Below are 10,306 nucleotides of genomic sequence, written 5' to 3'. Positions count from 1 at the left end.
CCCCCCCCCCCCCCCCCCCCCCCCCCCCCCCCCCCCCCCCCCCCCCCCCCCCCCCCCCCCGTCCGGCCGCGGCCGGACGCTCAGGCGAGCTCCGCGAGCATCGCGGCCCTCAGGCGCAGGGTGCCGAGCAGCCGCTGGAAGGCCTCCGCCCAGTACGCCCCGGCGCCCGGTGAGGTGTCGGCGGACTCCGCCGGCACCGCGGCCAGCGGCGCCGCCCGGTCGGCCTCCGCGGGGTCCATGCAGCGTTCGGCCAGGCCCATCACCCCGCTGAAGCTCCAGGGGTAGCTGCCCGCGTCCCGCGCGATGTCCAGGGCGTCCACCACCGCCGCGCCCAGCGGCTCGGCCCAGGGCACGGCGCAGACCGCGAGCATCTGGAACGCCTCCGACAGGCCGTGCGCCGCGATGAAGCGGGCCACCCACTCCGCCCGCTCCGGGGCCGGGAGGACCGACAGCAGCTTCGCCGGGTCCCCGACGGGGCTGACCGCCGTCGCGGGCGCCGGGGTGGGGCCCAGCAGGGCGCGGGCCCAGGCCGCGTCCCCCTGGCGCACCGCGGCCCGGCACCACGCCGCGTGCAGATCCGCCTGCCAGTCGTCCGAGACCGGCAGCGCGATGATCTCCTGCGGCGTCCGGCCGGCGAACCGCTCCCGCCATGTGGCGAGCGGCGCCGCGTCCACCACCTGGCCGAACCACCACGCCCGCTCCCCGCGCCCGGCGGGCGGTATCGCCACCACGCCGTCGCGCTCCATGGCGGCGTCGCACTCGTACGGCGCCTCCACGCCGATCCGGCCGCCCCCCGGATCCCACGCGACACACGTTCTGGCCCGTGCGGCCATCCGGGCGGCGAGGGCGGAGCCAGGGAGGGCCGACAGCAGCTCGGCGGCGGTGGCCCGCACGTTGCGGCTGCGGTCGGTGAGGGTTTGCTCCAGGAACGGCTCGTCCTGCGGCGACAGGCCCTCCCGGAGTGTGTCCAGGAACATCAGCCGGTCCTCGGCACGCTCGGCGGCCCACCCCGAGCGCAGCAGCTCCCGTGCCTGGCGTGGGTCGCGGGCCCGCAGCCGGGCCAGCAGGGCCACCCGTTCGGCGAAGAGCCCCTCCTCCCACAGCGTCCGCACGGCGACCGGGTCACCGGTGTCCGGCACGACGCCCGGCGCCCCGGCGCGCAGCGCGAACCGCCAGTCCGCGTTCAGCTCCGCCAGCCACAGCCCGCGCGGTCCCGCCAGGGCCAGGGCGTCCGGTCGCAGGTCGGTGCGTGCGCGGGCCGCGTCCAGCAGCGCGGGCAGCAGCTCCGGCGGGGCCGCCCAGCCGCGGGCGTTCGCCTCGGCGAGCCACTGGGGCAGCAGCTCGGCGAGGTTGGGAGCGGCGCCGCGCCGGCTGGCCCCACCGCCCCCGACCGAGCGGTCCGCCAGCAGCAGGGACAGCCGCCGTCGTGCCGCCTCGGGCAGCGGTGGCCGCGGGTCGGGCGGCGCCGTGGCCGGCCGCGCCCCGGCCGTGGCCGCACGCACGCCGGCGCGGCGCCGTACGACGGCGAGCGCGGCGCAGTCCAGCAGCTCCTCGGGCGTGCCGCCCCTGCGGTCGGTGCCGAGGAGCGCGGTGCCGACCAGATCGGCCCAGGTCGTCGTCATCGGTCCTCCTTCGTCGTCTCCGTGCGCCCGACCGCCAGGCCCGGCCGGGATCACACCGTCAGCGGCACCGGTTCCGCGCCCGCGCCACCCCAGGCGGTGAACGGCCGGAAGCCCTGGTGGCCGAGCTCGCCGAACACCGTCACCGGATGGCCGCCGGAGACCGCCGCGAGGCGCCACAGCCCCGCTCCGGCGCCGGCGCCGCCCGCCGTGACCGGGACGGCGTCGCTCCCGTCCGCGTCCGCCACCTGCCAGACCGTCCCGCCCGGTATCGGCACGACGCCGGCGAGCACGACCGGCCAGGCGTCCAGCCACGGATCCCCGGCCAGGGCCTCCCCGTAGGCGCCGAGCGCCGCCGCGACCGGCACGCCCGGCGGCACGCGGCCGGGCAGCGGCGCGCCGTGTCGCGACCCGAGCGCTGCCCGCAGCGGACGGGCCCCCGGGTGGAAGGCCAGCTCCGCGTCGAGATTGAGGCCGACCGGCAGCGCCGGCTCCGGTGCCCGGCCCCCCGCCCCGAAGGACAGCAACAGCGCGGTACGGCCGGTGCTCTCCCCGTGCAGCCAGGTCCTGCGGGTGGTGAGGCGGTCGTCGGCGGCGTCGTGCCGCGCCAGGACCAGCCAGCGGTCGCGCACCCTCGGACCGGCGAGGACCTCCGCCGAGTCCACGGTGAAGCCGACCCGGGACCGGACGGTGGCCGCCAGCGGTCCTGGCAGCGCCTCCTGCCGCAGACAGCCCCGGGCCAGCAGATGCAGCAACGCCGTCTCCTCCAGCAGCCGCGACGGCCAGTCGCCCCCGGATCCCGCCAGTGCGCCCAGCTCCCGCACCCGTGAGGCGAGCCCGGGTGCCTGGGCGTCCACCATGCGCGCCGCCGTCTCCTCCCACTGCCGGTACCCCTCGCGGTCCGCGCCCGCCAGGCCGCCCCGCAGCAGATCCGCCAGCCGCTGTTCCAGCTCTGTGGCCCCGGCGGCCACCCGTCCCGCCCGGCGCTCGGCCCGCCTGCGTGCCGCCTCCGGGTCACCACCGCCGGACGCGCCGCGCCGGCCCGGGGACGTCCGCTCCCCGCGCGCGCGGCGCGCGTCCAGCCACTCGGTGACCCAGCCGGGCCGGCCGCCCCCGTGCGCGGCCGACCCGACCTCGCCCCCCGCCCAGAGCAGGAGCAGAGCGAGTGTGTGCTTGCACGGGAACCTGCGGCTGGGGCAGCTGCACCGGAAGGCGGGCCCCGCCGTGTCGACCACCGCCTGGTACGGAACGCTGCCGCTGCCCGCGCACAGCCCCCACACCGCCGTGCCGGAGACCCCCGTCCCGGACCAGCGGGCGGCCGCCGCCAGGACCGTCCCGGCCTTGCGCGACGACGCGTCGGGCGCGAGTGCCAGGACCTGGTCGGCGGTCCACCGCTCGGCGCGCTGTTCGTCCATCCCGTCCATGGCCACGACGCTACGGGCAGGCACTGACAAACCGCCCTGAGCTGCGGCTTCCTGACGGGAAGCCGGATTGTCAGTGGGGTGCGCGATGGTGGGGACGCGGACGCCCCGCGGGGGGCTGACGGGGCGTCCGCGCCATTCGCTCCACGTGAGAACAGGGGAGAACCATGTCCGTGGACACCGCACTCCGGCCGCACGCCGAAGACGCGTTCGCCCATGAGCTCAAGGCTCTCGCGGCGGCCGACGACCGGCCGCGCCCGGCCCGGTGGAATCTGTCGCCGTGGGCGGTCGCCATGTACCTGATGGGCGGCGAGCTGCCCGACGGCACCGTCGTCACCCCCAAGTACGTGGGTCCTCGGCGGATCGTGGAGGTCGCGGTCAGCACGCTCGCGACCGACCGGGCGCTGCTGCTGCTCGGCGTCCCGGGCACGGCGAAGACCTGGGTCTCCGAGCACCTCGCCGCCGCGGTCAGCGGCGACTCCACGCTTCTCGTGCAGGGCACCGCGGGCACCTCGGAGGAGGCCATCCGCTACGGATGGAACTACGCCCGGCTGCTCACCGGCGGGCCGAGCCGGGAGGCCCTGGTCCCGGGCCCGGTCATGCGGGCCATGGCCGAGGGGCGCGTCGCCCGTGTGGAGGAGCTCACCCGAATCCCCGCGGACGTGCAGGACACCCTCATCACCATCCTCTCGGAGAAGACGCTGCCGATACCGGAGCTGGGCACCGAGACCCAGGCGGTGCGCGGGTTCAACCTGATCGCGACCGCCAACGACCGGGACCGCGGCGTCAACGACCTGTCCAGCGCGCTGCGCCGGCGCTTCAACACGGTCGTGCTGCCGCTGCCGGCGACCGTGGAGGAGGAGGTCGACATCGTCGGCCGCCGCGTCGGCCAGCTCGGCCGCTCGCTGGAGCTGCCGGCCGTCCCGGAGGGCGCGGACGAGATCCGGCGGGTGGTCACCGTCTTCCGGGAACTGCGCGGCGGGGTCACCGCCGACGGGCGCACGAAGGTGAAGTCGCCCTCCGGCACGCTCTCCACGGCGGAGGCGATCTCCGTGGTGACCAACGGGCTCGCCCTGGCCGCGCACTTCGGCGACGGCGTGCTGCGCGCCGGGGACGTCGCCGCCGGGATCCTCGGCGCGGTGGTCCGCGACCCGGCCGCCGACCGCGTGGTGTGGCAGGAGTACCTGGAGACCGTGGTCCGTGAGCGGGAGGGCTGGAAGGACTTCTACCGTGCCTGCCGCGAGGTGACGCCGTGACAGCCGCGGACGGGGTGGCGCTACTGGGGGTGCGGCACCACGGCCCCGGCTCGGCCCGCGGCGTGCGGGCCGCGCTGGACCGGCTGGAGCCGCGGATCGTGCTCGTCGAGGGCCCGCCGGAGGCGGACGCGGTGCTGGCACTGGCCGCCGATCCCGGGATGCGGCCGCCGGTCGCGCTGCTCGCCCACGTCGTCGACGAGCCGTCCCGGGCCGGTTTCTGGCCCTTCGCCGAGTTCTCCCCCGAGTGGGAGGCGATCCGGTGGGCGGCCGGCCGTGGCGTGCCGGTGCGCTTCATCGACCTGCCCGCCGCGCACTCGCTCCTGCTCCGTGACGGGGACCAGGGGGACGTACCGGCGGGAGCGGACAGGGAACGAGAAGGAGGACGAGAAGGAGAGGCAGGGGACGGGGGTGCGGGGGAGGCCGGCGCCGCGGACGCGCGCATCGACCCGCTCGCCGTGCTGGCGCGCACGGCCGGCCACGACGACCCGGAGCGCTGGTGGGAGGACGCCGTCGAGCACCGCGGCCGGGCCGGTGAGGGTGATGGCGATCCGCTGGCCGCGTTCGGGGCGCTCGCCGAGGCGATGGGCGCGCTGCGCGAGACCTACGGAGACGGGGGCCATCCGCAGGACGTGGTGCGCGAGGCCCACATGCGGCTGCGGATACGGGAGGCACGCCGCACACACGAGGAGGTGGCCGTGGTGTGCGGGGCCTGGCATGTGCCCGCGCTCGCCCGGGGCGGCGGGGTCACCGCCGACCGGGCCCTGCTCAAGGGCCTGCCCAAGGCGAAGGTCGAGGTCACCTGGGTGCCCTGGACGCACCGCAGGCTCTCCCGGGCCAGTGGCTACGGCGCGGGCATCGACTCGCCCGGCTGGTACCGCCATCTGTTCACCTCGCCCGACCGGCCCGTCGCCCGGTGGATGACCAAGGTCGCGGGCCTGCTCCGCGAGGAGGACCTCCCGGTCTCCTCGGCGCACGTGATCGAGGCGGTACGGCTCGCCGACACCCTCGCGACCCTGCGCGGCCGCCCGCTGCCCGGACTCGGCGAGACCACGGACGCGGTACGCGCGGTGATGTGCGACGGCTCCGAGGTGCCGCTGGCGCTGATCCGGGACCGGCTGGTGGTGGGGGACGTGCTGGGCGAGGTCCCGGAAGCCGCGCCGGCCGTGCCCCTCGCCCGCGACCTGGCACGCGAGCAGCGCAGACTGCGGATGAAGCCGGAGGCCCTGGAGAAGGAGGTGGACCTGGACCTGCGCAAGGACACCGACGCCGGACGCAGTCGCCTGCTGCACCGGCTGCGGATGCTCGGCATCGGCTGGGGCGAGCCGGGCCGGTCCCGTACGGCCGCCACCGGCACCTTCCGGGAGAGCTGGCGGCTGCGCTGGGAGCCGGAACTCGCGGTGGCGGTCGCGGAGGCCGGGGTGTGGGGCACCACGGTGGAGTCCGCCGCGACCGCCCGGGCCCAGGACGCGGCGGTGAACACGAGGGTGCTCGCCGAGGTGACGGGCCTCGCCGAACGCTGCCTGCTCGCCGGGCTGCGCGACGCCCTGCCGACGGTGATGCGGGTGCTCGCCGATCGCGCGGCGCTCGACGTGGACGTCGCGCACCTCGCGCAGGCACTGCCGGCGCTCGTGCGCTCGCTCCGCTACGGCGACGTGCGGGGCACGGACGCGCGGGCGCTGCGCGAGGTCGCCGAGGGGCTCGCGGAGCGGGTCTGCGTCGGACTGCCGCCCGCGTGCGCGGGGCTCGACGCGGCCGGCGCCGCCGAGATGCGCGGTCATGTCGCGCAGGTGCAGCAGGCCTTGGTCCTGCTCGGTGACGACGCGCTGCGCGACCGCTGGGCGGGCGTGCTGCGGAGGCTGGCCGTGCGCGACCGCGGGGTACCGGGGCTACTGCGCGGCAGCGCCGCACGGCTGCTCCTCGACGACGCGCGCCTGGAGCCCGGGGAGGTGGCCCGGCTGATGGGGCTCGCCCTGTCGCACGGCACGGCGCCGCAGGAGGCGGCGGCCTGGGTGGAGGGTTTCCTCGCCGGCGGCGGGATGCTGCTGGTCCACGACGAACGGCTGCTGGCGCTGGTCGACGGCTGGCTGTCCGCGGTGCCGGCGGCCGCCTTCGACGATGTGCTGCCGTTGCTCCGGCGCACCTTCGGCGGCTTCGACCCGGGGGTGCGGCGCACGGTGGGGGAATTGGTGCGACGCGGCCCGGGAGGCGGGAGAACGGGCGAGGGTGCCATGGGGGAGGGCCTGCCGGGCTTCGCCCCACGGCTCGACGAGGAGCGGGTGGAGGCGGCGCTGTCCACCGCGCGGTTGCTGCTCGGGCCCGGCGGACAGGACGGGGGTCAGGACACATGACGGACACGGACACGAACACCCGCACGAACACGAACACGGACACGAACACCGGCACGGACGCCGACGAGCGGCTGCGGCGCTGGCGGATGGTGCTCGGCGGCGGGCCCGCCGAGGGCACGGGACGGCGGCTCACCGGCCGGGACGCGGCGATGGACCAGGCCCTGGAGGCCCTGTACGGCAGCGCCCCGCACGGCGGTGCCGGCGCGCCGCCCCCGCGAAGCGCCGGCCTGGGCGGCTCGGCGCCCCAGGTGGCGCGCTGGCTGGGGGACATCCGCAGATACTTCCCCAGCAGCGTCGTGCAGGTGATGCAGCGCGACGCCATCGACCGGCTCGGGCTGTCCGCGCTGCTGCTGGAACCGGAGATGCTGGAGGCGGTCGAGGCCGACGTCCACCTGGTCGGCACGCTGCTCTCGCTGAACAAGGTGATGCCGGGGACGACGAAGGAGACGGCTCGGGCGGTCGTCCGCAAGGTCGTCGCGGACCTGGAGCGGCGTCTGGCGACCCGCACCCGGGCCACCCTCACCGGCGCGCTGGATCGCTCGGCCAGGGTGAACCGCCCCCGCCACCGGGACATCGACTGGGACCGCACGATCCGTGCCAACCTCCGGCACTACCTGCCCGAGCACGGCACCGTCGTGCCCGAGCGGCTGATCGGCCACGGCCGCGCCTCGCGGGCGGTGCGGAAGGACGTCGTGCTCTGCATCGACCAGTCGGGCTCCATGGCGGCGTCCGTGGTCTACGCATCCGTGTTCGGCGCAGTGCTCGCCTCCATGCGCGGCATCGGCACCCGGCTCGTCGTCTTCGACACGGCGGTCGCCGATCTGACGGAGCATCTGGACGACCCCGTCGACGTGTTGTTCGGCACCCGACTCGGCGGCGGCACCGACATCAACCGGGCGCTGGCCTACTGCCAGTCCCTCGTCAGCAGGCCCGCCGAGACCGTCGTCGTCCTCATCAGCGACCTGTACGAGGGCGGCATACGCGACGGGATGCTCAAGCGGGTCGCGGCGATGAAGGCGTCCGGAGTCCAGTTCGTGGCGTTGCTGGCGCTGTCGGACGAGGGCGCGCCCTCCTACGACCGCGAACACGCCGCGGCGCTCGCGGCGCTGGGGGCGCCCGCCTTCGCCTGCACCCCGGATCTCTTCCCCGAGGTCATGGCGGCCGCCATCGAGAAGCGGCCGCTGCCCGTGCCCGCCTCCGGCGGGTGACGCCGGGACCCGGATGGGCGGAGCGGCGTCGTCACCCCGGGTGAGCGGGCTCACCCGGGCGAGCCCACCTCCGCGGCCGTGGCCGGACCGCCCGTTCGGCTGGTCTGTGACTGTTCTCACCGCTCTCGCGGCAGCTCCGATTTACCCGTGCCGCCCGCGCGGCGATAACCTGCGAGACGGACATGCCGCGTGCTCGGCCGACGTGTGCGCCCCCCGTACGACCGTTCGTAGGGTTCGTTACGAAGACGTCAGCGACGACCGCCCCCGGCACGCACGCAGACAACGAACCGCGATTACCAAGGACGGACGCGCGTGGACCTGTTCGAGTACCAGGCGAGGGACCTCTTCGCCAAGCACGGTGTACCGGTGCTGGCCGGTGAAGTCATCGACACGCCTGAGGCGGCGCGCGAGGTCGCGGAGCGGCTCGGTGGCAAGGCTGTCGTCAAGGCGCAGGTGAAGACCGGTGGCCGTGGCAAGGCCGGCGGCGTGAAGGTGGCGTCGGACCCGGAGGACGCGGTCGCCAAGGCCGGCCAGATCCTCGGCATGGACATCAAGGGCCACACGGTCCACAAGGTGATGCTGGCCGAGCTGGCCCCGGAGATCGCCTCCGAGTACTACGTCTCCTTCCTCCTGGACCGCGCCAACCGGACCTTCCTGGCGATCGCGTCCGTCGAGGGCGGCATGGAGATCGAGGAGGTGGCGGCGACCAACCCCGCGGCCGTCGCCCAGATCCCGGTGGACGCCATCGAGGGCGTGACCGCGGAGAAGGCCCGCGAGATCGTCGAGGCGGCCGCCTTCCCGGCCGACGTCGCCGACCAGGTCGCCGAGATCCTGCAGACCCTGTGGAAGACCTTCGTCTCCGAGGACGCGCTCCTCGTCGAGGTCAACCCGCTCGCCAAGGTTGCCGACGGCCGCGTCATCGCGCTCGACGGCAAGGTCTCCCTGGACGAGAACGCCGACTTCCGCCAGCCGGAGCACGAGGCGCTGGTCGACCACGCCGCCGCCAACCCGCTGGAGGCCGCGGCCAAGGCCAAGGGCCTCAACTACGTCAAGCTCGACGGCGAGGTCGGCATCATCGGCAACGGCGCGGGTCTCGTCATGAGCACCCTGGACGTCGTCGCCTACGCCGGTGAGGGCCACGGCAACGTCAAGCCCGCCAACTTCCTCGACATCGGCGGTGGCGCCTCCGCCGAGGTCATGGCCAACGGCCTCGAGATCATCCTGGGCGACCCGGACGTCAAGTCCGTGTTCGTCAACGTCTTCGGCGGCATCACCGCCTGCGACGCGGTCGCCAACGGCATCGTCCAGGCCCTGGAGCTGCTGAGGTCCAAGGGCGAAGAGGTCACCAAGCCGCTCGTCGTCCGACTGGACGGCAACAACGCGGAGCTGGGTCGGCAGATCCTGACCGACGCCAACCACCCGCTGGTCGAGCAGGTCGACACCATGGACGGCGCCGCCGAGCGCGCCGCCGAGCTGGCTGCGAAGTAAGGGACAGGTCACCACATCATGGCTATCTTCCTGACCAAGGAGAGCAAGGTCATCGTCCAGGGGATGACCGGTTCCGAGGGCACCAAGCACACCCGGCGCATGCTCGCCTCGGGCACCAACATCGTCGGCGGCGTGAACCCGCGCAAGGCCGGCACCAGCGTGGACTTCGACGGCACCGAGGTGCCGGTCTTCGGCTCCGTCGCCGAGGCCATGGAGAAGACCGGTGCCGACGTCACCGTCATCTTCGTCCCGCCGAAGTTCGCCAAGGACGCGGTCATCGAGGCCATCGACGCCGGGATCCCGCTGGCGGTCGTGATCACCGAGGGCATCGCGGTGCACGACACCGCCGCCTTCTGGGCCTACGCCGGCAGCAAGGGCAACAAGACCCGGATCATCGGCCCCAACTGCCCCGGCCTGATCACCCCCGGCCAGTCCAACGCGGGCATCATCCCGGCCGACATCACCACCTCCGGCCGCATCGGCCTGGTGTCGAAGTCCGGCACGCTGACCTACCAGATGATGTACGAGCTCAGTGACATCGGCTTCTCCTCGGCGGTCGGCATCGGCGGTGACCCGATCATCGGCACCACCCACATCGACGCGCTGAAGGCGTTCCAGGACGACCCCGAGACCGACCTGATCGTCATGATCGGCGAGATCGGCGGCGACGCCGAGGAGCGTGCCGCGGCCTTCATCGCCGAGCACGTCACCAAGCCGGTCGTCGGTTACGTCGCGGGCTTCACCGCGCCCGAGGGCAAGACCATGGGCCACGCCGGCGCCATCGTCTCCGGTTCCTCCGGCACCGCCCAGGCGAAGAAGGAGGCCCTCGAGGCCGCCGGCGTCAAGGTCGGCAAGACCCCGTCGGAGACGGCCCGCCTCGCGCGCGCCATCCTGCAGGGCTGATCCCCGCCTCCCCCGCGGAGGCACGCGCACGGGCCCGCTCCCTCCGGGGGGCGGGCCCGTGCG

At 75.1% G+C, this 10,306-nt stretch carries 7 protein-coding genes; 5 read left to right on the top strand and 2 right to left on the bottom strand.

Features of this window, described 5'->3' with window-relative positions; all coding sequences use genetic code 11:
* Window positions 1-80: 80 nt before the first annotated feature.
* Complete coding sequence (locus ACRWNP_RS07690) at window positions 81-1,622, bottom strand: DUF5691 domain-containing protein (protein WP_431960242.1); 1,542 nt, start codon at window positions 1,620-1,622, stop codon at window positions 81-83.
* Between the two features lie 50 nt (window positions 1,623-1,672).
* Window positions 1,673-3,043 carry an SWIM zinc finger family protein gene (locus ACRWNP_RS07685; protein WP_431960241.1) on the bottom strand — a complete coding sequence of 457 codons (1,371 nt, stop codon included), beginning with the start codon at window positions 3,041-3,043 and terminating at the stop codon, window positions 1,673-1,675.
* Between the two features lie 164 nt (window positions 3,044-3,207).
* On the opposite strand from ACRWNP_RS07685, the gene ACRWNP_RS07680 reads away from it, so the two are divergent.
* The 5 genes from ACRWNP_RS07680 (at window position 3,208) to sucD (ending at window position 10,243) form a co-directional block, all read left to right on the top strand.
* Complete coding sequence (locus ACRWNP_RS07680; protein ID WP_431960240.1) at window positions 3,208-4,296, top strand: ATP-binding protein; 1,089 nt, start codon at window positions 3,208-3,210, stop codon at window positions 4,294-4,296.
* Window positions 4,293-6,644 carry a DUF5682 family protein gene (locus ACRWNP_RS07675; RefSeq protein ID WP_431960239.1) on the top strand — a complete coding sequence of 784 codons (2,352 nt, stop codon included), beginning with the start codon at window positions 4,293-4,295 and terminating at the stop codon, window positions 6,642-6,644. Before ACRWNP_RS07680 ends, ACRWNP_RS07675 begins: the two co-directional genes overlap by 4 nt.
* Window positions 6,641-7,852 carry a VWA domain-containing protein gene (locus ACRWNP_RS07670; RefSeq protein ID WP_431960238.1) on the top strand — a complete coding sequence of 404 codons (1,212 nt, stop codon included), beginning with the start codon at window positions 6,641-6,643 and terminating at the stop codon, window positions 7,850-7,852. Before ACRWNP_RS07675 ends, ACRWNP_RS07670 begins: the two co-directional genes overlap by 4 nt.
* Window positions 7,853-8,164: 312 nt before the next feature.
* On the top strand, window positions 8,165-9,340 hold the full coding sequence (gene sucC, locus ACRWNP_RS07665; protein ID WP_431960237.1) for an ADP-forming succinate--CoA ligase subunit beta: 1,176 nt from the start codon (window positions 8,165-8,167) through the stop codon (window positions 9,338-9,340).
* 18 nt (window positions 9,341-9,358) lie between these two features.
* Window positions 9,359-10,243, top strand: coding sequence for a succinate--CoA ligase subunit alpha (gene sucD, locus ACRWNP_RS07660; RefSeq protein ID WP_431960236.1), 885 nt, complete (start codon window positions 9,359-9,361; stop codon window positions 10,241-10,243).
* The last annotated feature ends 63 nt before the right edge of the window (window positions 10,244-10,306 follow it).

The organism is Actinacidiphila sp. bgisy160, from assembly GCF_965342435.1.
GTDB lineage: Bacteria > Actinomycetota > Actinomycetes > Streptomycetales > Streptomycetaceae > Actinacidiphila.
This window is presented reverse-complemented; position numbering and strand designations above follow the sequence as displayed.